Annotated in this window: 19 protein-coding genes; 17 read left to right on the top strand and 2 right to left on the bottom strand. The window is 73.2% G+C overall.

Annotated elements, in window-relative coordinates:
* The first annotated feature begins 24 nt into the window (after positions 1–24).
* Positions 25–768, top strand: a complete 744-nt coding sequence (locus ACFPZN_RS40405; protein ID WP_378287868.1) for a GntR family transcriptional regulator — start codon at positions 25–27, stop codon at positions 766–768.
* Between the two features lie 35 nt (positions 769–803).
* Here the strand turns inward: ACFPZN_RS40405 and ACFPZN_RS40400 are convergent, their stop codons facing one another.
* Positions 804–1,448, bottom strand: a complete 645-nt coding sequence (locus tag ACFPZN_RS40400; protein ID WP_378287867.1) for a TetR/AcrR family transcriptional regulator — start codon at positions 1,446–1,448, stop codon at positions 804–806.
* A gap of 59 nt (positions 1,449–1,507) precedes the next feature.
* On the opposite strand from ACFPZN_RS40400, the gene ACFPZN_RS40395 reads away from it, so the two are divergent.
* Entirely contained in the window at positions 1,508–3,040 is a 1,533-nt protein-coding gene (locus ACFPZN_RS40395; RefSeq protein WP_378287866.1) for a serine hydrolase domain-containing protein, read from the top strand.
* Between the two features lie 82 nt (positions 3,041–3,122).
* On the opposite strand, the gene ACFPZN_RS40390 is transcribed toward ACFPZN_RS40395, so the two are convergent.
* Entirely contained in the window at positions 3,123–4,316 is a 1,194-nt protein-coding gene (locus ACFPZN_RS40390; protein ID WP_378287865.1) for a cytochrome P450, read from the bottom strand.
* Positions 4,317–4,707: 391 nt separating this feature from the next.
* Here ACFPZN_RS40390 and panC point away from each other — a divergent pair, with 391 nt between their 5' ends.
* From panC to ACFPZN_RS40315, 15 genes are all read left to right on the top strand, one after another.
* Positions 4,708–5,634 (top strand): pantoate--beta-alanine ligase, encoded by a 927-nt coding sequence (gene panC, locus ACFPZN_RS40385; protein WP_378287864.1) that lies wholly within the window; start codon positions 4,708–4,710, stop codon positions 5,632–5,634.
* A 1-nt stretch (position 5,635) separates the two neighbouring features.
* The gene (locus tag ACFPZN_RS40380) at positions 5,636–6,682 is read left to right on the top strand and encodes a methyltransferase (RefSeq protein ID WP_378287863.1); all 1,047 of its coding nucleotides are present in this window, start codon (positions 5,636–5,638) and stop codon (positions 6,680–6,682) included.
* 365 nt (positions 6,683–7,047) lie between these two features.
* On the top strand, positions 7,048–8,412 hold the full coding sequence (locus ACFPZN_RS40375) for a nucleotide sugar dehydrogenase (RefSeq protein ID WP_378287862.1): 1,365 nt from the start codon (positions 7,048–7,050) through the stop codon (positions 8,410–8,412).
* Positions 8,397–9,377 carry an NAD-dependent epimerase/dehydratase family protein gene (locus tag ACFPZN_RS40370; protein ID WP_378287861.1) on the top strand — a complete coding sequence of 327 codons (981 nt, stop codon included), beginning with the start codon at positions 8,397–8,399 and terminating at the stop codon, positions 9,375–9,377. The genes ACFPZN_RS40375 and ACFPZN_RS40370 overlap by 16 nt, the downstream gene beginning before the upstream one ends.
* A gap of 73 nt (positions 9,378–9,450) precedes the next feature.
* Positions 9,451–10,929: a DHA2 family efflux MFS transporter permease subunit gene (locus ACFPZN_RS40365; RefSeq protein WP_378287860.1), complete on the top strand. Its 1,479-nt coding sequence runs from the start codon at positions 9,451–9,453 to the stop codon at positions 10,927–10,929.
* Between the two features lie 65 nt (positions 10,930–10,994).
* Positions 10,995–13,934 carry an AfsR/SARP family transcriptional regulator gene (locus ACFPZN_RS40360; protein ID WP_378287859.1) on the top strand — a complete coding sequence of 980 codons (2,940 nt, stop codon included), beginning with the start codon at positions 10,995–10,997 and terminating at the stop codon, positions 13,932–13,934.
* Positions 13,935–13,945: 11 nt separating this feature from the next.
* Entirely contained in the window at positions 13,946–14,551 is a 606-nt protein-coding gene (locus ACFPZN_RS40355) for an LmbU family transcriptional regulator (protein WP_378287858.1), read from the top strand.
* A gap of 143 nt (positions 14,552–14,694) precedes the next feature.
* A complete protein-coding gene (locus ACFPZN_RS40350; protein WP_378287857.1) occupies positions 14,695–16,677 on the top strand; it encodes an anthranilate synthase family protein in 1,983 nt (660 codons plus the stop codon).
* The gene (locus ACFPZN_RS40345; RefSeq protein WP_378287856.1) at positions 16,647–17,921 is read left to right on the top strand and encodes a 3-deoxy-7-phosphoheptulonate synthase; all 1,275 of its coding nucleotides are present in this window, start codon (positions 16,647–16,649) and stop codon (positions 17,919–17,921) included. The genes ACFPZN_RS40350 and ACFPZN_RS40345 overlap by 31 nt, the downstream gene beginning before the upstream one ends.
* A gap of 23 nt (positions 17,922–17,944) precedes the next feature.
* A complete protein-coding gene (locus tag ACFPZN_RS40340) occupies positions 17,945–18,730 on the top strand; it encodes a 2,3-dihydro-2,3-dihydroxybenzoate dehydrogenase (RefSeq protein WP_378287855.1) in 786 nt (261 codons plus the stop codon).
* A gap of 35 nt (positions 18,731–18,765) precedes the next feature.
* Positions 18,766–19,425 (top strand): isochorismatase family protein, encoded by a 660-nt coding sequence (locus ACFPZN_RS40335; RefSeq protein ID WP_378287854.1) that lies wholly within the window; start codon positions 18,766–18,768, stop codon positions 19,423–19,425.
* Positions 19,426–19,444: 19 nt separating this feature from the next.
* Entirely contained in the window at positions 19,445–19,696 is a 252-nt protein-coding gene (locus tag ACFPZN_RS40330; RefSeq protein WP_378287853.1) for an acyl carrier protein, read from the top strand.
* A 3-nt stretch (positions 19,697–19,699) separates the two neighbouring features.
* Complete coding sequence (locus ACFPZN_RS40325; protein ID WP_378287852.1) at positions 19,700–21,211, top strand: class I adenylate-forming enzyme family protein; 1,512 nt, start codon at positions 19,700–19,702, stop codon at positions 21,209–21,211.
* Positions 21,208–22,350, top strand: coding sequence for a beta-ketoacyl synthase N-terminal-like domain-containing protein (locus ACFPZN_RS40320; protein WP_378287851.1), 1,143 nt, complete (start codon positions 21,208–21,210; stop codon positions 22,348–22,350). Before ACFPZN_RS40325 ends, ACFPZN_RS40320 begins: the two co-directional genes overlap by 4 nt.
* On the top strand, positions 22,347–23,028 hold a 682-nt coding region (locus tag ACFPZN_RS40315), incomplete at its 3' end, for a beta-ketoacyl synthase N-terminal-like domain-containing protein (RefSeq protein WP_378287850.1). The genes ACFPZN_RS40320 and ACFPZN_RS40315, both read left to right, overlap by 4 nt.

The raw sequence follows: 23,028 nt of genomic DNA, 5'->3' as shown, positions 1-23,028 counted from the left end.
ATATGGTGAGCAGGGGGCTGCCGCATGGCCGGGGACGACACGGAGCGGACGACCGCGCGGACGGACGGCCGGCGCGGGTCCGACTTCCTCGATCTCTCGTTGTCCGGCGGGAACGCCCGGCCGGTGCGCGAGCAGGTGACCGACGTCCTGCGCAGAGCGATCCTGGAACTGCAGATCAAGCCCGGCCGGCGGCTCGTGGAGCGCGAGCTGATGGAGCGGCTCAACGTCTCCCGCGCCACCGTGCGGGAGGCGCTGCGCGAGTTGACGTCCGAGGGGCTGGTCGAGGTCGTGCCGAACCGGGGCGCGGTGGTGGCGGCGCCGACCGTGGAAGAGGCGTCCGATCTCTACGAGGCCAGGGCCGCCGTCGAGGGACTGCTGGTCAGGTTGTTCACCGAGCGGGCCGCCCGGTCGCAGATGATCAAGCTCGAGGCGGCCATGGAGGCGTTCGCGGAGGCGACCGTGGAGTACTCCGACGACCCCGTCACGATGCTGCAGATCAAGGACGAGTTCATCCAGGTCATCTTCACCGGCGCGGGCAGCCCCGTGATCCAGCGGCTGGCGGAGGGCCTGCGCGGACGCGTCCGGCTGCTGCGCGTCAAGGCCATCTCGGCCGGCTACCCCACCAGCGCGTCGGAGTTGCGCGAGATCGTGGCGGCGGTCCGCTCCGGTGACGGCGACGAGGCGGCCCGGCTCTACTCCCGGCACATCCTCGGCTCGAAGTCACGCGCGTTCACGGCCCTGAGGGACACAGAAGAGGAGTCCGGGTGAGAACCCGCCCTTCCCCGGTCAGCGGCGTTGGGGCGTCACGCTGAGCGGTACTGGTGGCACTCGCCGGTGAAGACGGCGGCGAGTTCGGCGTCGATGACGTCCGCGACCAGCCGCGCGGCGGGTGTTCCGTTCACACCGGCGGGGTCGCGGTAGACCTGCATCGCCAGGCCCTCCGTCACCGCGGCGAGGCGGACGGCGGCGGGCCACGGGTCGAGGTCTTCCTCGACCTCACCGCATTCCTTGCCGTTGTGGACGGCCTGGGCGAGGTCCGCGCGCAGCCCGTCGGCGGTCCGGACGTCGACCTCGGCCAGCCGCGGCGCGTCCAGGGCACGGCCGGCGAAGGCCCTGGCCACCCGGAACTCGGTGCGGCGCTCGCCGTCGAGGGGAATGAGCTCGGCCATCGCCTCGGCCAGCACCCGTGAGATGGGCCGCCGGTGCTCGGTCCCGGCTCGGATCCGCTCCTCGATCCTGCCCCGGATCTGCGCGCTGACGTGGGAGAAGGCGTGCAGGAGCATGTCGTCCTTGGTGCGGAAGTAGTGCTGCACGAGACCGACCGAGATCCCCGCGGCGGCGGCCGTCCGGGCGACGGTGACGGCGTCGAGGCCGTGCTCGGAGATCAGGCCGCAGACGGCCACCGCGATCTGCCGCCGCCGCTGTTGGTGGTCGGCTGTCCTCGGCACTTGATAACCATACCAGCATACGATAAAAACCGTATCGCCATATTGTTATGGGGGGAGCCATGAAGACTTCGATGCGCGTCCGCCTCCGGACCGCCGCCGCGGGCATGTCGGCCCTGCTGTCCGTCCTGCTCGTCTGCGCCCCGCCCGCGTCCGCGCAGCCCGACCGGTTCGGCGCGATCGACGCGTACATCCGGGAGCGGATGGAGGCGACGCACACCCCCGGGCTCTCCTACGCCGTGGTCGGCCCGGACGGCCCCATCCACCGGCGTTCCTGGGGGACCGACGGCCGGGGCGACCGCGTGACGCCCCGCACCGCGTTCCTGTGGGGCTCGATCGCCAAACCGGTCACCGCGACCGCCGTGATGACCCTCGTCCAGTCCGGCCGGCTGCGCCCGGACGACCGGGTCACCGACCACCTGCCGGAGTTCCGTTTCGGAGGGGCCGCGCACGCCGCCAAGGTCACGATCCGCCACCTGCTGAACCAGACGGCCGGACTGCCCGCCGCGGCCACGGCCAAGGTCACCGACTGCCTGGACGCCGGCTGCCCCCGCCCGGCCGAACGCGTCCGAGCACTGGACGGCGTGCGCCCCCTGGGACCGCCCGGCACCGAGTACGCCTACACCAGCGCCAACTACCTGGTCCTGACGGCCGTGGTCGAGGCGGTCACCAAGCGCCGCTACGCCGACTACCTGCGTGAAGCGGTGCTCGCCCCGGCGGGTATGAAGGGTGCCATCGCCGACGCCGCATCGGCTCGCGCGCGCCGCCTCGCCCCCGGACACCAGCTTCTCTGGGGCGTCCCCGCCGCGATCGCCGACGGGGTGGACGACTCCGGCGCGGGCTACGGGTACCTCGGCGGCGACCTCGACGATCTGGCCGCCCTCGCCTCCTTCCAACTCCGGAACGCAAGAAACGTCCTCTCCGCCGAATCGGTACGGCTCATGCGCCAGGAAGCCAAGCTCCACAACGGTGCCGGGACGGGGGCCGGGCTGGGCTGGCGAATCGGAGGTCTGGGGGCGCCGCTGGACGGCGCCGTCTGGCACACGGGCGCGACCCCCGGCTATTCGGCGATGCTGTTCCTGCTGCCTGAGCAGAACCTGGCCATCGTCGTCCAGCAGAATCTCCACGGACTCGTCCACGACGGTGCGATCATGCACGTCGGCTTCGGCGCCGCCCGCCTGCTGGCGGGCGGTCGTCCCGACGGCGCCCCGTCCGCGTCCACCTACTACCTGACCGTTGGCGCGACCACGGCTCTGGCTGTGGCGATGCTTCTGGCGGCAGGGCGCTCGGCACTGCTCCTGCGCCGCCCCGCGCCCCCTGCCTCACGGCTTCGCCGCACCGTGCTGACCGGAGCATGGGTCCTGGCGGGTGCGCTCCCGTGGATCATCGCGGCGCCGATCGTCGTGCCGATCGGGCCGCGTCAGAGCTGGACCTGGATCCCCGACGCGTTCGCCGCCATCTGCGTCGCCGCCACCGCCGGCGCCATGACCGTGATCCTGCGCCTCACCCTCGCCTTCCGATCCGTCACCACGATCCGGCCCGAAGCGAAGCGGGTCTCTGACCACCGCCCCGAGCCAGATCGTCTGCCCCGGTAGCCGGAACCGGTGGCCGGACGGCGCTGTCACCCCACGGGTCGGCACGGTGACGTCGGGCAGGCGTACCCCGCCGCCCGCCGGGTCAGCCGATGGTGATCGGGAGGGTCTCCCAGCCGCGGACGGTCGTGGTCTGGGCCAGTTTGACGTTGTCCCAGTCCACGTCCCACCGGGGGAAGCGCTTGAGGATCTCCTCCAGGGCGATGCGGCCTTCGAGACGGGCCAGCGCCGCGCCCAGGCAGTAGTGCGGGCCGAGGCCGAAGGTCAGTTGCTGGCTCATCCTGCGGTGGATGTCGAAGCGGTCGGGGTCGGGGTACTGGTTCTCGTCGCGGTTGGCGGCGGCGACGATGAAGAGGATGGCGCTGCCTTCGGGCACGGTCCGGCCGTGGAACTCGACATCGCGGGTGACGTAGCGGGCGATGGAGGGGCCCGGCGGTTCGTAGCGCAGGACCTCCTCGATCGCGCCGGGGATCAGTGACGGGTCGTCCGCCAGTTCCCTGCGCTGGTCGGGGTGCCGGGCCAGCAGTGATCCCGTCCACCCGATGAGCCGTCCGGTGGTCTCGTTGCCCGCGCCGGCGACGACCGTCGTGTAGGTGAGGGCCTCGTCATGGGTGAGGGTGCGGGTCGTGCCGTCCTCGTCCTCGAACTCGGCCGTCAGCAGCTCGGTCATCAGGTCGTCGGTCGGGTTGTTCGCGCGCCATTCGATGTAGTCGCGGAACATCTCGTTGCTGAAGTGCGTGCCGTCCTGGTGGTCCATCGGCCGGCCGGGCTCGGTGCGCAGGGCCTCGTTCCCGGTGTCGCGGATGGCCTCCTGGTCGGCCTCGGGGATGCCCAGCAGCATGCCGATCACCCGCATCGGCATGTCGATCCCGACCGCCTTGACGAGGTCGAACTCCTTCTCGCCCACCAGCGGGTCCAGCGTCCTGGCGCAGAAGTCGCGGACCTTGGGTTCCAGCTGGGCGATCCGGCGCGGGGTGAAGACCCGGGCGAGGAGGCGGCGGTGGACGTCGTGGATGGTCGGGTCCTCGAAGATGAGCGTGCCCGGCGGGATCTCGATGCCGGATTTGATGAGTTCGAGGATGCCGCCGCGGGCGGAGGAGAAGGTCTGCCAGTCCGGCAGGCCGCGTTCGACGTCGGCGAAGCGGGTGACGGCGTAGAAGTCGTGCTCGTCGTTGTAGTAGAGCGGTGCCTCCTCGCGGAGGCGGCGGTAGGTCGGATAAGGGTCGTTCCAGAACCGCGGGTCGTAGGGGTCCCAGTACACGGGCTCTTGGGCGCTCACGATCTCTCCCTCACTTCAGCATGGCTCCGGCCTCGACGGGGGTGGACATCGGGATGGGAACGGCCGGTGCACCGCACGCCGCCGTGTAGAACGCAACTCTCGTATTTGGGGTTGCGCAAGACCCAGATTTGAGCGCCCGCCGACTGTGCAAGCCGGACCCGTCCTCGGGAGGTTGAGGAACGCGCACACCGCGCTGCAGCGTTCGGGGACCAGATCTGTCCGCGGGGACCCGCCCGCCGGCGTCCGGGGCCGCCCCGACGTGGGAAGTAATGGCAGGTGAACCGTCCCGCCGGCGAGACGTCGCATGCTCCCTTCCCCTGTCCGAGGCGGCGTGGTTGCCTGAGGTCCACTCCGGCCGTGTACGCGACCACCGGATTCGCCGGGGAGGAGAATGAATGTGAGTGCGCCACCGGTCCACGCCCTGCCCGTCCTGGTCGAATCAAGACGGCGGCTCAGGGAAGTGCGGGAAGGATTGCGCGCAGAGGGCCGTGTGGTCGCGTTCGTGCCGACGATGGGCGCGCTGCACGAAGGGCATCGTGTCCTTATCCGGCACGCCAGGGAACGGGCCGACGCCGTCATCGTGAGCATTTTCCTCAACCCCCGGCAGTTCCGTCCCGGCGAGGACTTCGACCGGTATCCCCGGACCCTCGACACCGACCTGGAGATCTGCCGCGCCGAGGGCGTCGACGTCGTCTTCGCCCCGGACCGCGACGAGATGTACCCGCACGAGCCGTGGGTGACGGTGGAACCGGGCCCCATGGCGGATGTCCTGGAGGGCGAGCGGCGCCCCGGCCACTTCAACGGGGTGCTGCTGGTCGTGCTCAAGCTGTTCAACAGCGTGCTTCCCGACATCGCGATGTTCGGTGAGAAGGACGCCCAGCAACTCGCCGTCATCCGGCGGATGGTGACCGACCTCGACGTGCCCGTCGCCATCGAGGCGGTCCCGACGGTGCGGGACGGCGACGGGCTCGCGCTGTCGAGCCGCAACGCCCATCTCTCGCCCGCCGAGCGCGACTCGGCGCTGTCGCTCGTCCGCGCGCTGCGCGCCGGTCAGGCCGAGTCGGAGCGCGGGCCGCGGGCGGTACTGGAGGCGGGCCGCCGCGTCCTGGAGGACGCCGCGGCCCTGGACCCGCCGGTGAAGACCGACTATCTGGAACTGGTCGAGCCGCACACCTTCGAGTCCGTGACCGCGGAGGCGACCGGCCCGGCCGTCCTCGCGGTGGCCGCGACGGTGGGCATCACCAGGCTCATCGACAACGTTCACGTGGTGCTGGGCGGGGCGCCGCCGGCTGGGGGACCCGCTGGAGACGGCGCCTGAGATGACGACACCGCGAACCTCGGCCCTCGACCTGCTGTTCGGCCACCTGCCCGCCCAGATCGTCCACACCGCGGGCGAACTGGGTGTCTTCGACCATCTGGCGGAGCGTCCCCGCACCGGAGCGGAACTGGCCGGCGCGACCGGCGCCGACCCGGTGGCGACCGTCCGGCTCCTGCGGGCCCTGAGCTGCCTGGGGCTGGTGCGCGAACGCGACGACGGTTCGTTCGCGGCGACGCCGGAGGCGGCCCCGCTGCGCGCCGGGACGGACGGCTCGGTCCTGCCGCTGGGCAGGCTGTTCTGCGGCGACGAGGCGTGGAGGACCTGGGGCAATCTCGCGCACAGCGTCCGGACGGGCCGCCCGGCGCTGAGTCTCAGCACGGGCAAGGGCGCGTTCGAGTGGGACGCGGGGGAGTTCGCGACCTTCTACGCGGGGATGGCCGCGCACACCCGGCTCCTGGCCCCCCGGCTCCTGGCGCGGGTCGACTTCGCGCGCTTCGGCACGATCGTCGATGTGGGCGGCGCCGACGGCACGCTGCTCTCGGCCGTCCTCACCGCCCATCCCGGGCTCGACGCCGTCCTGTTCGACCTCCCGGTGGCGATCGGGGGAGCGGAGGCGGTGCTGACCGCGGCCGGGGTCCGCGACCGGGTCCGGCTGGTCACGGGCGACTTCTACCGGTCGGTTCCGGAGGGCGGCGACGCCTACCTGCTGAAGAACGTCCTCTACGACTGGGACGACGAGCAGGCGGGGCGGATCCTGAGGGCTTGCCGTGCGGCGATGGGGCCGGAGGCCGTCCTGCTGATCGTGGAGCCCGTCCTGCCGGAGCGCGCCGAGCCGATGCGCGACTTCGGCGCGGTGATGAACGACGTGAGCATGCTGCTGAACACCGGCGGCCAGGCCCGTACGGAGACCGGGTTCAGGGCGCTGACGGCCGCGGCGGGGCTGCGGTTGGACGTCGTCGGCCCGTGCCTCGGATCGCCTGACAGCAGGATGTTGCAGGGCTATCGGGTTCTGGAGTGCAGCCCCATGAACGACGGGGGACAGCGGTAGAGACCGACGGCTCGTCCTCCGGCTGAATCAGCCGCGCGGCCATGCCGCGCGGCGGTCCGGGCTTTGACGAGGCTTTGACGAATTCGCTGTCAGAGCGAGGGCGGCGGGCCTGCCCCCGGTGGCCCTGTCTCCCGCCTCCGGGGTGCTCACGGGCCTGTCGCGCCGCGCGCCGGCGGGCGCCGGGCCCTTGACCCGGCCGGTCGCGTCTCGCCGGCGAGACGACCGCCGCGCCGAAAATCTCCGCCGCGTTTTTTACGCCTTTATATCGAGTGCCGGTATTTCTTAGGATTCAGCTGAATTGAGGTTGGCGCCGGATAAATTTCCGCTCCCGGCGCATGCTTCTCTCTTGCTCTCAAGGAGGTGGAATGAGCGTTACCGAGGATTCCGCCGAGACGACCGTGGCGATCATCGGCCTGGGATATGTGGGCGCGTGCGTCGCGGCCACCCTGGCGGACCGCGGAATGCGGGTGGTCGGTGTCGACATCGACGCGGAACTGGTCGAGGAATTGAACTCCGGCCGCTGCCGGTTCCAGGAGGACCGGCTGGCCGAGACCCTGCGCGGCGGGTTCGCGTCCGGGCGGTTGCGGGCCACGACCGATCCGGCCGCCGCCGCGGACGCGGACGTCGTGCTGATCACCGTGGGCACGCCCGTCGCCGACGACGGCTCGCTGGCCGACGGGCAGCTCCGGCGGGCCTGCGAGGCCCTGGCCGGTCATCTGCGGCGCGGTCAGCTCGTCGTGGTGAAGAGCACCGTGCCGCCGGGCACCACCCGCGGGCTGGTCGCCCCGCTGCTGGAGGCGGGCGGGCTGCGGGCGGGGCGGGACTTCCGGCTGGTGTTCACCCCGGAGCGGCTCGCCGAGGGCGTCGCGATGCGCGAGCTGCGAACCCTGCCGATCGTGGTGGGCGGGCTCGACCCCGAGGGCACCGCGGAGGCGGCCGCCTTCTGGCGGCGCGCCCTGGAGGTCGAGACGATCACCGTCGCGTCGGCGGAGGTCGCCGAGATCGTCAAGCTCGCCGACAACTGGTGGATCGACCTCAACATCGCGATGGCCAACGAGCTGGCGAAGTACTGCTCGCTGTACGAGGTGGACTCGCTGGAGGTCATCGCGGCGGCCAACACCATCCCCAAGGGCGGCGGCATGGTCAACATCCTGCTGCCCAGCGTCGGGGTCGGCGGTTCCTGCCTCACCAAGGACCCGCTGCTGGTGCGCGAGTCGGCGGCGCGGCGCGGGCTGGAGATCCGCACGGCGGCCGCGGGGCGCGAGGTCAACGCGGGCATGCCCGACTACACCGCGCGGCTGGTCGTGGACGGGCTCGCCGAGCTCGGCCGCGATATCGCCTCCGCGAAGGTGGCCGTGCTGGGGCTGGCGTTCAAGAACGACACCGGCGACCTGCGGGCCACGCCGACGCGCGGCGTCATCGAGACCCTCGCCAAGGCGGGGGCCGAGGTGCGGCTGCACGACCCCCTCGTGGACCCCGGCGAGGCCGAGGAGGTGTTCGGCGCGAGGCCGGAGCCCGAGCTGGCCGACGCCGTCCGGGACGCCGACTGCGTGGCGGTCCTGGCCTACCATCGGTGCTTCCACGACGTGGACCTGGGAGCGCTGCCGGTCGCGTCGCCGTGCCTGCTGGTGGACGGCCGCGCCTACCTGTCGGCGGAGAAGATCTCCGAACTCGGCGCCCGGGGCTACGCGTACCGGGGGATCGGACGGCCGGCATGGCCCGCGCGGTAGTCACCGGAGGGTGCGGCTTCGTCGGCGCGCACCTGGCGGAGGCCCTCGTCGAACGCGGCGACGACGTGACGATCGTCGACAACGTCCCGCCGCCCGGCCATCTCGGGCGGCTGAGGGAGGACGCCGCGTTCGTCCAAGCGGACATGCGGGACCCGGAGGCGCTCGCCCACGCGATCCGGCCGGGCGTCGACGTCGTCTACCACATGGCCTCGGTGGTGGGCGTGGACCGCTACCTGTCCCGGCCGCTGGACGTCATCGACATCAACTGCGGCGGCACCCGCAACGTGCTGGATCTGGTCGCGCGGACCGGCGCGGCCGTCCTGGTGGCGAGCACGAGCGAGGTGTTCGGCAAGAACCCGGCCGTGCCGTGGCCCGAGGACGGCGACCGCGTCCTGGGCCCGACCTCCGCTGACCGGTGGACCTACTCCACCAGCAAGGCGATGGCCGAGCACATGACGTACGCGTTCGCCGGGCAGCACGGGGTGGCCGCCACGATCGTGCGCTACTTCAACGTGTACGGGCCGCGGCAGCGGCCGGCGTACGTGCTGAGCCGGTCCATCCACCGGGCCCTGAACGGCGTCGCACCCGTGGTGTACGACGGCGGGTCCCAGACGCGGTGCTTCACCTATGTCGAGGACGCCGTCCAGGGGACGCTGGCGGCGGTGGCCTCGCCGGAGGGCGGGGCGTTCAACATCGGCAGCATGGACGAGATGACCGTCGCGGAGGCGGTGCGGGCGGTGGCCGAGCTGACCGGGCACGCGGCGCCGCCCTCGCCCGTCGACACGCGGGTCGCGCTGGGCGACGCGTACGAGGACCTGATGCGGCGGATGCCCGACACCACCAGGGCGGCCAGGGTGCTCGGTTGGAAATGTCACACTTCATTCCGCGATGGACTGGCCAAAACAATCGAATGGGCCCGGAGAAATCCGTGGTGGCTGGATCTTTCCGACAGCGGGGCGTCCTAAACCCCGCGACCGTGTGGCACGCGATGTCGTTACCGGGTTGACGAGCTGATCAACTGCACAAGATTCTGGTGGCATGGCGGACGCTGTTGGCGCGACCGAGCGGGACGGGGCCCGAGTCCCGTTTTCGCCGGAACTGCGCTGGTCGATCGTTATATCCGCGCTGGGGGCGATCATGTCGCTCCTGGACTCGACCATTGTGAATGTCGCCCTGCACGCTCTGTCGGCGCGTTTCGACGCTCCGTTGATCACCATTCAGTGGGTGGTGACGTCCTACCTGCTGGCACTGGCCGCCGTGACGCCGATGACGGGCTGGGCGGCCCGGCGGGTGGGGGTCAAGCGGCTCTACCTGGCGTCGGTGGCGGTGTTCGCCGCGGTGTCGCTGCTCTGCGGGCTGGCGCAGACCATCGAGCAGCTGATCGTGCTGCGCGTCCTGCAGGGCGCCGCGGGCGGGGTGATCGCCTCCGTCGGGCAGATGCTCCTGGTGATGCGGGCCGACCGGGCGAACATGGCGCGGGTGATGAGCGCGGTCGGGGTGCCGATGATCATCGCCCCGATCATCGGGCCGGCGATCGGCGGGCTGCTGGTGGACGGGCCGGGCTGGGGCTGGATCTTCTTCATCAACGTGCCGGTGGGGATCGTCACCGTCCTGCTCGGGCACCGGTACCTGTCGCCCGACCAGGGGCGGCCCGGCGACCGGCTGGACGTCGCCGGGCTGCTGCTGGCCGCCTCCGGGATGGTCGGGATCACCTACGGGCTCGCGGAGATCGGCACGCGCGGCGAGCTGGGATCGCCCCGGGCCCTGCTGCCGATCCTGGCCGGGGCCGTGCTGACCGCGGGCTTCGTCGTGCACGCGCTGCGTTCCGCGCATCCGCTGCTGGATCTGCGGCTCTACCGGTCCCGGGCGTTCGGCTCCGCGAGCCTGACCACCTTCTGCTCGGGCGGGGCGGTGTTCGGCGGCATGATCCTGCTTCCGCTCTACCTTCAGTCCGCGCGGGCCGAGAGCGCGGTGGCCACGGGCCTGCTGCTGGTCCCGCAGGGGGTCGGCGCCGCCGTCGGCATGTACCTGGCGGGCCGCGCCACCGACCGGTTCGGCGCGGGCGCGACCGCGCTGGCCGGCGGCGTGGCGATGAGCCTGGCCAGCGCCCCCCTGGCCTTCCTCGACGGAGCCACCTCGTACTGGCTGATCGGCGCGGTGACGCTGGTCCGCGGGGTCGGCATCGGGCTCATCACGATGCCCGCCATGACCGCCGCGTTCCGGGCGCTGAGCCCGGCCGCGGTGAACGACGCGGCGCCGCAGCTGAACATGCTGCAGCGGATCGGCGGCTCGGTCGGCACCGCCATCTTCGCGGTCGTCCTGCAGTGGCGGCTCGACGAGGCCGCCACGCAGGCGGAGCGGGCGGCGGCGTACGGGACCGCCTTCTGGTGGGTGGTGGGGGTGACGCTGGCGGCGACCGTGCCGACGCTGCTGCTGATGAGGCATGAGCGCCGCGCCGCCGCCGACGGGCCCGAGGCGGGGACGACCGGTCGCACCTATGCGAGAAATCAGGAATGACCCGCATCCCGGCGGTGGAGAGGGGCAGGGATCGACCAGTCGTGGCACAGTCCAGTGGAGGGTCCATGAAGTTCCGGGTTCTCGGGCCGTTGGAGATCCGGCAGGACGATGGTGAACCGATCCCGCTCCCGCAACGGCGCAGGCGCGAACTCCTGGCCACCTTCCTGCTGCACGCCAACGAGCCGCTTCCCGGCGAGGCGCTCATCGACGCCCTCTGGGGGGCGGACCGGCCCCGCTCGGTCGGCGGCTCGCTGCGCACGCACGTGTGGTCGCTGCGGAGGGTGCCCGCCCTCAACGACCGGCTGAGGACCCGCAGCGGCGGCTACCAGTTCGACGTCCGCCCCGGCGAACTCGACACCGAGGAGTTCGAGAGGCTCCTCCGAGAGGCCCGTGCGGGCCTCGGCCGCCGCAGGACGCTGGAGGCGGTGGGGCTACTGGAAGAGGCGTTGCGGCTGTGGCGCGAACCACCGCTGGAGGACGTTCCGGCCACCCCCGCCCTGGCCGGACGGGTCGAGCGGTGCCACGCCCAGCGCCGCGCCGCGCAGGACCTGCTCATCGAGGCCGAGCTCAATCTCGGCCGGTACCGCCAGATCATCCCGCGGATCCGGGAACTGGTCGCCGGCGATCCCACGCACGAGCACTACTGGGCGCAGCTCATGCTCGCGCTCTGCCGCAGCGGCCGCCGCGCCGAGGCCCTGGCCGCCTACCGTCAGGCGCATTCGATCCTCACCGAGGATTACGGGCTGGAGCCGGGGGGCGAGCTGCGCCGCCTGCACCGGATGGTGCTGGCCGAGGCCCCCGAACTGGACAGCCTGCCCCTGCTGGCCTCCGAGGCGCTCACCATCGAGACCGCGCGGATCGTGCCCGACCAGATCCCGCCCGAGCCCACCGACTTCGTCGGCCGGGAGGCCGAGACCTCCGCCGTGGCCGACGCGCTCACCTCGGCGCGGTCGGGCGCCGGGGTGCCGATCGCGGTGATCCGCGGCCGCCCCGGCATCGGCAAGACGTCGCTGGCCGCGCACGTGGCGCACCGGCTGCGCCCCCTGTTCCCCGACGGCCTGCTGTACGTCGAGCTCGGCGGGTCGAGCGCCCCGCCGGACGTGGGCGCCGCCCTCGAGGACCTGCTGCGCGGCCTGGGCGTGCCGGTCTCCACCATCCCCGTCGCCACCACCGGCCGCGCCGGGCTGCTGCGGTCCCGGCTCTCGGGGCGCCGGGTGCTGGTGGTGATCGACGACGCGGCGGCGAGCGACCAGGTGCTGCCCTTCCTGCCCGGCACGGCGGGCTGCGCGGTGCTGGTGACGAGCCGGTCGCGGCTGGCCTGGCTGCCGGGCGCCCGCACCGTCCACCTGGACGTGCTGAGCCGGGGCGAGGCCGTCACGCTGCTGCGCCACATGGTCGGTCCGGAACGGGTCGACCGCGAGCCGGAGGTGGCCGGGCGCATCGTCGAGTCCTGCGGCCGGCTGCCGCTGGCGATCAGGATCGCTGGCGCCCGGCTGCACACCCACGAGCGCTGGCCGCTGAGCACGTTCGCCGACCTGCTCGCGATGGGCCGGCAGCTGGACCAGCTGTCGGCCGAGCGGATGTCGGTCCGCGAGGGCCTCGCCTCCACCTACACCGGGCTGGCCGAGGAGGAGCGGCGGCTGTTCGAGCTGATCAGCCTGATCGGGACGCCGGACCTGCCCGAATGGGTCGCGGGCCTGCTCCATGACGGGCCGCTGGTGCGGGCGGCGCTGGACGGGCTCGTCGACCAGCACGTGCTGCGGTCGGAGGGCGTCGACTTCACCGGGCAGCCGCGCTACCGCCTGGACGGCCTGATGGCCGAGTACGCGCGCGAGCGAGTCGGGGAAATCCCCTCGCTCACCCGGGAGACGGCCCTGGAGCGGGTCCTGGACGGCTGGCGGCACCTGGCCGTGCTCGCCGACCAGAGGATGATCCGCGACCCGTACTACGCGGCGCCGGAGCCCGGCGGGGCCGCGGCGGTCGCCGTGCGGACCGTTCCCGCGGGCGTGATCGACCGGGTCGTCGCCGACCCGTCGCGGTGGTTCTCCGTGGAGCAGGCCAACCTGCAGGCGATCGGCGAGCACGCCTGCGCCGCGGGCCGCTACCGCGCGGCGGCCCAGCTCGGCGCGCACCGCTTCGCCTTCCAGTACCTCCAGGGCGACACCGGCGGCATCACGAGCACCTGGCATCAGATCAGCGAGGCGGCGACGGCCGCGGGCGACCTCTCCCTGGCCGCCGAGGCCGACGTGCGCATCGGGATCCTGCGCGCCGAGCACGGCGAGGACCTGGCCGGGCTGCAGCTGTTCGAGCGCGGTCTGGCGATCTTCGAGCGGGAGAACGACCATGCGAACCTGGCGCGGTCGCTGAGCTGCGTCGCCTACGGGCGGCACCGGCGCAAGCAGTACGTCTCCGCGCTGCGCATGGCGATGCGCGGGCTGGAGGAGGCGCGCAGGGTCGGTGACCGCAACTCCGAGTACCTGAGCATGTCGGTGCTGAGCGCGGTGATGGTGCGCACGGGCGCCGGGCCCACCGGCATGGCGCTGTGCGAGCAGGCGCTCGACCTGGCCCGCGAGATCCGGCGCCCCGCCACCGAGGTGTTCGCCCTGCAGAACCTGGTCCAGACCAACATCATCCTCGGCCGGCACCGGGGCGCCGTCGACGCGGGTCGGCACGGGCTGGACCTGGTGACCGGCATCGGGTCCCAGCTCGGCGAGGCCCACTTCCTCTTCATGCTGGCCGCGGCGCACTGGGGCCTGGAGGACTACCGGCGGGCCATCGAGAAGTTCGTCCGGGCGCGCGCCATCTTCGACCGGCACCGGGCCCCCCACATGGAGATCAAGAGCCTGCTGTGGCTGGCCGTCTGCCACCAGGAGCGCGGCGATCGCGTCCAGGCGCGCGCCGCACTGGAAGAAGCACTGTCCATTCTCCGCCCCCTGGGGCTGGAGCACGATGCCGCGCTGGTCGAACGGGCCATCATGGACGGCGGCGTGGTGAAGATGAGGTAGGGACGTCACCCATGGCCGACGAGATCGACCGGACGCGCACCCCCATGCGGCGCAAGATCACCCTTGATGAGCAGGCCCTCACCTCCAGGACGGGGCTGGACCTGCCCACCGGCCTGCCGCTGGAGGACTGGCAGCGGATCGGCCGGCAGATCTTCGTGATCTCCGACGCGTCGGCGTGGTGGCTGGGCGACTGGCTCGTCTACGGCCAGAACCGGTACCCCGAGCGCTACCAGAAGGCGCTGGACGAGACCGGGCTCAACTACCAGACCCTGCGCAACTACGCCTGGGTGGCGCGCAAGTTCGAGCCGCCCGCCCGCCACGAGGGGCTCAGCATCCAGCACCACGCCGAGGTGGCCGCGCTGCCGCCCGACATGCGCGAGCGCTGGCTCGACCGCGCCGAGCGCTTCGGCTGGTCCCGCAACAAGCTGCGCCAGCATCTCAAGGCCAGCCGGGCGGGCGAGCCCGAGCCCGAGCCGGGGCCCGACACCCTGCTGCAGTTCACCGTGGAGCCTGGCAAGGTGAGCCGGTGGCGGCAGGCCGCCGACGTGACCGGCAGCAACCTCGGGGACTGGATCTCCCAGCAGCTCGACCGGGCGGCGGCCGACGAGGAGGCCTGAGGGCTCTCCGCCCCCGCCGTCCCCGCCGCGCGGGACGACTGTCCCGCCGGCGAGACGGGCGGCGGAACGGGCCGCGGAACGGGCTGTCCCGCCGGGTCCGCAATGCGTCGCCACCGACCATGGCCGAACGCATAATCGGCTCCATGGCATATCCGGGCGAGAGGAAGAATTCCCGTTCCGCCGCCGAGAAACTGCTCAGCCGAATACTCCAGAATCCCGACCGCCCCTTCGCCCTGCTCTATCGGCGCGATGTGGGCGGCGGACTGGAAATCCTGCTGGGTGAATTTCAGGAGACCGATCGGCTGGAACGGCTCGACGCACTTGTGAACATCGGCGGACGGGACGTGCTGGCGCTCGTCCCGTACCGCCAGATCACCGAGCGGGGCTTCGCCTGCGTGGACGACGGCGAACCGGTGCTGGCGATGCCGGTGCGGGAACGCGCGGTCCTGCCCCTGGAGCGGGCGCTGGAACTGCTGCCGGACGAGCACATCGAGCTCGCCGGAGCGGGCTTCGACATCGACGACGACGCCTACGGGGCGATCGTGGACCGCGTGATCCGCGAGGAGATCGGCCGCGGCGCCGGGTCCAACTTCGTCATCAAGCGCACCTACACCGCCACGATCAGGGACTACACGGTCCGGCACGCCCTCGGGCTGTTCGCGCGGCTGATCGTCGGCGAGCCCTCCGCCTACTGGACGTTCATCGTGCACACCGGCGCGCGCACCTTCGTCGGCGCCACCCCGGAGCGGCACGTCAGCCTGGAGGGCGGCGTCGCGACGATGAACCCGATCAGCGGCACCTACCGCTATCCGGAGGCCGGCCCGTCCCTGGAGGGGCTGCTGGAGTTCCTGGGCGACCCCAAGGAGACCGAGGAGCTCTACATGGTGGTCGACGAGGAACTGAAGATGATGGCGCGGGTGTGCGACCGCGGCGGCCAGGTGGAGGGCCCCCGCGTGAAGGAGATGGCGAGGCTGGCCCATACCGAGTACTTCGTGCGGGGCCGCACCCGCATGGGCGGGCCGCGCATCCTGCGCGAGACGATGTTCGCGCCCACGGTCACCGGCAGCCCCCTGGAGAACGCCTGCCGGGTGGTGGCCAGGTACGAGCCGACCGGCAGGCGCTACTACAGCGGGGTGGTGGCGCTGTTCGGCCGCGGGGCCGACGGCGGCCCGTCGATGGACTCGGGGATCGTGATCCGCACCGCCGACATCGACCGCGGCGGCGTCCTGCGGCTGGACGTGGGCGCGACGCTCGTCCGGACGTCGGTCGCCGCGAGCGAGGCGAAGGAGACCTGGACGAAGGCGGCCGGCCTGCTGGACGCGCTGGGCATGGGCGCGCAGACCCCCTGGGACGCGCGCACCCCCTCCCGCGCGGCCGCCGGCCCCGCGAAGCCCCCGCGCCCGATGCCGTCCCGCCCGGCCCCGCCGGGATCGCTCGGCGGAGACCCGCGGGTCCAGGCGGCCCTGGCCGCGCGCAACGCCACGCTCTCGCGCTTCTGGCTCGGTCCCGAGCGCGGGGAGCCCGTCCTGCCCGGGCTGCGGGCGCTGGTGGTGGACGCCGAGGACGCCTTCACCGCCATGCTCGGCCGCCAACTGGAGGCGCTCGGGCCGCAGGTCGCGATCCTGCCGTGGGACGCCCCGGTGGACGTCGCCGACTACGACCTGGTGGTGATCGGGCCCGGCCCCGGCGACCCCCGGGACGTGCGCGACCCGCGCATCTCCCGGCTGCGGGAACTGTCGGCGCGGCTGCTGGAACCGGACGGCCCGCCGTTCCTCGCCGAGTGCCTGGGCCACCAGGTCGTGATGTCGCTGCTCGGCCTGGAGGTGCGCGAGCAGGCCACGCCCAGCCAGGGCCTGCAGGAGCGGATCGACTTCTTCGGTGAACCCCATCGCGTCGGCTTCTACAACACCTACAGCGCGGTCAGCGACGTGGACCTGATCCCCGCCCCGGACGGCCGCGGGCCGTTCTCGATCTGCCGGGACCCGGCCAGCGGGAAGGTGCACGCCGTCCGCGGCCGCGGCCTGGCCTCGGTGCAGTTCCACATCGAGTCCCTGCTGACCGAGCACGGCGAGGAGATCCTCAAGGACCTGCTGGCATGGACCCTGAACCCCCAGCCGGTCCGATGAGCGGCCCGCGCGAGCAGACGACGGGCGGGCCCGGCCTCGACGGCAGCGAGCCGGACGGCGCCGGCGCCGCGCCCTGGGACGGCCTCCCCGCCGAGCAGCAGCCGTCGTGGCACGACCACCCCGGCCTCGGACCCGCGCGGGCGCGCCTGGCCGCCCTGCCTCCCCTGGTCACCGCGGCCGAACTGGGGACCCTGCGGGAGTCCCTCGCCCGCGTCGCCGCCGGTGGGGCCCTGCTGCTCCAGGCAGGCGACTGCGCCGAGAGCCTCGACGAGACCACCCGCGACCACACCCTCGCCAAGGCGTCCGTGCTCGCCCGGCTCGCCGACGGGCTGGACGGCGCGGCGGGGCTTCCGGTCGTGCGGATGGGCCGTATGGGCGGCCAGTTCGCCAAGCCGCGCAGCAACGCCTCCGAACGCGTCGGCGACAGGGAGCTTCCCGTGTTCCGCGGCCACATGGTCAACGGACCCGAGGAGGACGCGGCCGCCCGGCGCCACGACCCCGCCCGGATGCTGCGCGCCTACGACGCGAGCGCGCGGGTCCTCACCGCTTTGGCCGGGCTGCGCGGGGACGGCGGCGCCGGCCCGTGGACGGCGCACGAGGCGCTCGTCCTCGACTACGAGGGCCCGCTCGTCCGGACCGAAGCGGTGTCGGGCCTGCGCCTCCTCGGCTCCACCCACATGCCGTGGATCGGGGAGCGGACCCGGCAGCCCGGCGGCGCCCACGTGCGGCTGCTGTCGGCCGTCGCCAACCCGGTCGCCTGCAAGATCGGGCCGCGGGCGCGGCCCGACGAGGTCCTGCGGGTGTGCGCGGCGCTGGACCCCGACCGCCGTCCCGGTCGTCTCACGCTCATCGCCCGGATGGGCGCGGGGCGGATCGCCGGCGCCCTGCCGCCGCTGCTGGACGCGGTCCGCCGGGCGGGCCATCCGGTCGTCTGGCTGAGCGACCCCATGCACGGCAACACCAGGCTCACCGCGTCCGGGCACAAGACCCGGCACCTGGAGGAGATCGTGGAGGAGGCGCTGCTGTTCCGCACGATCCTGGAACGGAGGGGACTGCATCCCGGCGGCCTGCATCTGGAGGTCTCCGCGGTCCCGGTGACCGAATGCGTGGGCGGTTCCGTGGCGGGCGAAAAGGACGTCCCCGAGCGCTACCTGACTTTCTGCGATCCCCGGCTGAATACCGAACAGGCCCTTCATCTGATTGATGCCTGGTGCCGTGCCCCTTCGATGTCTGGAAGCCGATGAACGCCCTACCTAGGATGCCGGTTGTGACAGAAAACGGATTCGGCGGAAAAGTCGCCGTGGTCACCGGGGCGGCCGGCGGAATCGGCGCCGCGGTCGCCCGGCGCCTGGCCGCCGGCGGCGCCGTCGTGGCGGCGCTGGACGTCGACGCCGAACGGCTCTCCACGCTCACCGGGAAGCTGTCGGCCGACGGGGCCGCGGGCCGTCCGTACGCCGTGGACGTGGGCGACAGCACGGCGGTCGACGAGGCGCTCGAGCAGATCGAGCGCGACCTCGGCCCGGTCGGCGTGCTGGCCAACGTGGCGGGGGTGCTGCGCAGCGGCCCGGTCACCGAGCTCGACGACGCGACCTGGGCCGAGGTCATGCGCGTCAACCTGGACGGCGTGCTGCACTGCTCGCGCGCCGCGGCCCGGAGCATGGTGCCGCGCCGGGAGGGCGCCATCGTCACCGTCGCCTCCAACGCCGGCTCGGTGGCGCGCTCGGCGCTCGCCGCCTACAGCGCCTCCAAGGCCGCGGCCGCGGCCTTCACCAAGTGCCTCGGGCTCGAACTGGCGCCGCACGGGATCCGCTGCAACGTGGTCTCCCCGGGCTCCACCAACACCACGATGCTGGGGGCGCTGCTGAGCGAGGGCGACGCGGTCTCGAACGCCGTCGCCGGGTCCCTGGAGAACTACCGGAACCGGATCCCCCTGAACCGGGTGGCCGAACCTGAGGACATCGCGGACGTCGTGGCGTTCATGGCGTCCGAGCACGCGCGCCACCTGACCATGCAGGAGCTGATCGTCGACGGCGGAGCCACCCTCCGGCTCTGACCGGCGGCGTCGACAGGGACGGAGCACACATCCCGATGGGAATCGCCGCGATACCGCCCTATCCCATGCCGCCGGAGTCGGCGCTGCCGGAGCCCCTGGTGGACTGGCGGCCGGCCCCGGCGCGGGCGGCGCTGCTGATCCACGACATGCAGCGCTACTTCCTGGCGCCGTACCAGGAGGTCAGGTCCCCGGCGGCCGAGCTCGTGGGCAACATCCGGCTGCTGGCCGGCCGCGCCCGCGCCCTCGGCATGCCCGTCCTGTACACCGCGCAGCCGGGCGGGATGACGACGCGCGAGCGGGGCCTGCTGCACGACTTCTGGGGACCGGGCATGCGCAAGGACCCCGTCGACAACGGCATCGTCGACGAGCTGGCGCCCGAGCCCGGCGACACGGTGCTGACCAAGTGGCGCTACAGCGCCTTCGTCGGCTCCGATCTGGAGGAGCGGCTGCGGGCCGGGGGCCGCGACCAGCTGATCGTGTGCGGCGTCTACGCGCACGTCGGCGTCCTGATGACCGCGTGCGACGCGTTCTCCCGCGACATCGAGACCTTCTTCGTCTCCGACGCGGTGGCCGACTTCACCGAGGAATACCACCGGCTCGCCGTCCGGTACGCGGCCGAACGGTGCGCGGTCGCCACGAGCACCGGGCGGCTGCTGGCCGCGCTCGCTCCGGCCGGCGCGGAGCCGGTGTCCTGACCGTACGACAGGGATGGCGATGCAGGAGCACACACGGCAGCGGCCGACGTCCGAGGCCCTTCGCGCGATGGTCGCGGAGATCATGGAGATCGACGTCGGCGAGGTGACGCCGGAGGCGTCCTTCCCCACCGACCTCGGCATGGACTCCCTCCAGAAGACCGCCGTCGTGGTGGCGATGGAGCAGCGGTTCGGGGTGACGCTGGCGCCCGAGCAGGCGGCGGAGGCGCGCAGCGTCGACGACCTGCTCCGGCTGGTCGGCGGGGAGGTGTGAGGCATGGGACTGGTGGCCAGGCTGGTCGGCGACCGCGTCGCCGCGGGGCAGGGTGACCAAGCCGCCTTCACCGACGAGACCCTGGGCGTGGTGAGCTACCGGGCGCTGCACGACGCCGTGCGGCGGTACGCGACGCGGCTGCGCAAGGGCGGGTGCGTCATGGGCACGCGCGGCCTGGTCGTCTCCGACGACTCGGCGGGCGCGGTGCTGGCGTGCCTGGCGCTCTGGGCGAACGGCTGCGTCGCGGTGCCGGTCAGCCCGCTGCTCACCGACGAGGAGATCGCGTTCATCGCCCGGGACTCCGCGGCCACCCTGGTCCACTTCGGGGTTCCCGAGGCCCGCCGGCGGGCCCTGCGGCCGCTGCTCGCCGACGGGCTGGCCGTCTTCACGGCCGAGGAGGCGAACGAGGCGTTCGACGAACGCGCCGTCCGGGGCCACGAGGTCTCCGCCGCCTTCGGCGAGGAGGAGGGCGCGGAGGCGGAGGTGCTGCTGCAGTACACCTCCGGCAGCACCGGCCGTCCCAAGGGCGTCCGGCAGAGCCTGCGCGGCCTGCTCGCCGTCATCGACGGCTTCGGGCGCCGCGTCCCGCTCAAGCCCGGCGACGTGGTGCTCTCGACGGCGAAGCTGTCGTTCGGGTACGGGTTCGGCAGCTCCCTGCTGTGCCCGCTGGCGGCGGGCGCGCACGCCGTGCTGCTGGCGGGGCCGGTCGACGTGTACACGCTCCTGGCCGCGCTCCGCCGGCACAGGCCGACGGTGTTGTGCACCGTCCCGCGGATGTACGCCCTGCTCCTCGAGCACGTCCGGGACCGGTCCGACCTCGCCTCGCTGCGGCTCGGCCTGTCGGCGGGGGAGCATCTCCCCGACGAGCTGAGCGGGCGCTTCACCGCCCGGTTCGGGACCCCGCTGGTGGACGCGCTCGGCGCGACCGAGGCCGGCCACATCGTGCTGATCGCCGACGAGGGCCCGCGCCGGGGCGCCGTGCCGGTGCCGGGCGTCACCGCGACGGTGCGCGACGAGCGGGGGCGGGTGGTCTCCGGGGAGGAGCCCGGGCGGCTGCACGTCAGGGGGGCCAGCGTCGCGCTGGGCTACCTCGACCGCCCGGAGCAGGACCGCGAGGTCTTCGCCGACGGCGGCGTCTACACCGGCGACATCGTCAGCCGCACGGCCGAGGGCCGCCTGGCGTACCTGTGCCGGGCCGACGACGTGCTGAACCTCGGCGGCCACAAGGTGGCCCCCTCCGAGATCGAGGCGGTGGTGGGCGGGGTGCCGGGCGTCGCGCGCTGCGCCGTCGTGGCGGGCACCGACGAGGCCGGCCTCGCCCAGGCGATCGCCTATGTCGTCCCGGAGAAGGCGGGCGCGGAGGAGGACCTGGGCCGCGCCGTCCGCGCCGCGATCCGCAAGGGGCTCGCCGCCTACAAGCGGCCCGCGCAGGTGCGGTTCGTGGACGAGCTGCCGACGACCTCGACCGGCAAGCTGGCCCGCTACCGGCTCCGGGACCAGGTGAACCGCGGATGAGCTGGGACGTCATCGGAACCGGAGCGGTCGCGAGCGTGGGCGGCTCGGCCCCGGAGATCTTCGCCGCGCTGTGCTCGGGGACCCGCGGCCTGGCCGAACTCCGCGCCTTCCCACCCGGCCGGTACCGCGCCCGGGCCGCCTACGAGATCGACGACCGGGAGACCCCCGGGCGGGACGAGCCGGGCCGGGCGACCCGGTGGCTGAAGGCCGCGATCGCGCAGGCGCTGGGCGAGGCCGGCCTCGACGGCGCGCCCGGCGGCCTCCCCGTGCTCATCGGCACGACGCTGCGCGAGCAGCGGACGGCGGAGCTCTGGTGGACCGGTGAGGCGCCGCTGCGGCCCGAGGACCTGCACTTCGGCACCGCCCTCGCTGGCCGGCCGGGCGTCGGCCTGTCGCACACCTTCGCCAACGCGTGCGCGGCCTCGCTGTGCGCCCTGGCCCTCGGCACCGACCTGATCGACCTGGGAGAGGCCGAGACCGTCGTCGTCGCCGGGACCGACTCCATCGCCGAGAGCGTCTTCGGCACGCTGGACCGCGTCCAGAACGCGGTCCCCACCGCGCTGCTGCCCTTCGACCGCAGCCGCCGCGGGATGCTGCCCGGCGAGGGCGCCGCCGCGGTCGTGCTGTCCAGGACGGGTCTGCACCCGGAGCGGGCCCGGGCCCGGCTGCTGGGCGTCGGCACCAACTGCGACGCCCGGCACCCGACCGCCCCCACGCCCGAGAGCATCACCGCGGCGATCCACGACGCGCACCGCCGCGCGGGGGTGGGACCCGCCGACATCGACCTGGTCATGCTGCACGGCACCGGCACCCCGCTCAACGACGTGTCGGAGGCCAGGGCGCTGACCGAGGTGTTCGGCGCCCCGGACGCCCGGCCGCTGATGACGGCCGTCAAGGCCGTCACCGGGCACACGCTCGGCGGTTCGGGCCTGCTCAGCCTCGTCATGGCGATGCTGGCGCTGGAGCGGGGCACGGTGCCGCCGATCGCCGGGCTGGAAGACCCGATCGAGGAGGTGGCCGGGCTCGGCCTGGTCGCCGGGGAGCCGCGCCGCGCCGCGCTGGCGACCGCGCAGATCGACGCCTTCGGGTTCGGCGGCATCAACGCGGTCGCCGTCCTCGGGGCGGGGGCCGCCGCATGAGGCCCCGCGCGGTGATCACCGGGACCGGGCTGGCCGTGCCGGGCCTGAACGAGGCCGCCGACCTGCTCGGCGACGGGACGTCCGGCGACGGAACGTCCGGCGGCAAGGGCTTCGACCCCGCCCGGGACCTGGAACGGCGCGGGTGGAAGTACCGGGACCGCGCGTCGCGGCTGGCGTCCTGCGCGGCCGAGCCCGCGCTCCGCCGGGCGCGGCTCCTCGACGGCGGCGGCTACCGCGGCCCCGGGAACCGGACCGCGGTGGTGGTCAGCTCCAACTTCGGGGTCCTGGAGAACGTCTGCGGCGCGATGGACGTGATCGTCGAGCGGGGTTCCGCCGCGCTGAGCCCGATGAGCCTGCCGCACACCGGCGCGAACATGACCGCCGGGTGGCTCGCCATCGACCACGGCCTCAGCGGCCCCAACCTCACGGTGTGCAACGGCGCCACCGGCGGGATCGACGCCCTGTACTGGGCCCGCAACCTCATCGCCGCCGACCGCGCCGACATCGTCCTGGTCGTGGGCGTCGAGCCCGACGAGAGGGCGGTCGCGCGGCTGCTCGGGGACGGCGGCGGGGCCGGGCGGCTGGACGGCGCCGCCGCGGCCGTCGTGGAGTCCGCCGGCTCGGCCGCCGCCCGGGGCGTCCCGCCGCGTGCCGCGCCGGCCGCCTTCGGGCGGGCTC

This window comes from Actinomadura rugatobispora, from assembly GCF_042656285.1.
Lineage (GTDB): Bacteria > Actinomycetota > Actinomycetes > Streptosporangiales > Streptosporangiaceae > Spirillospora > Spirillospora rugatobispora.
This window is presented reverse-complemented; position numbering and strand designations above follow the sequence as displayed.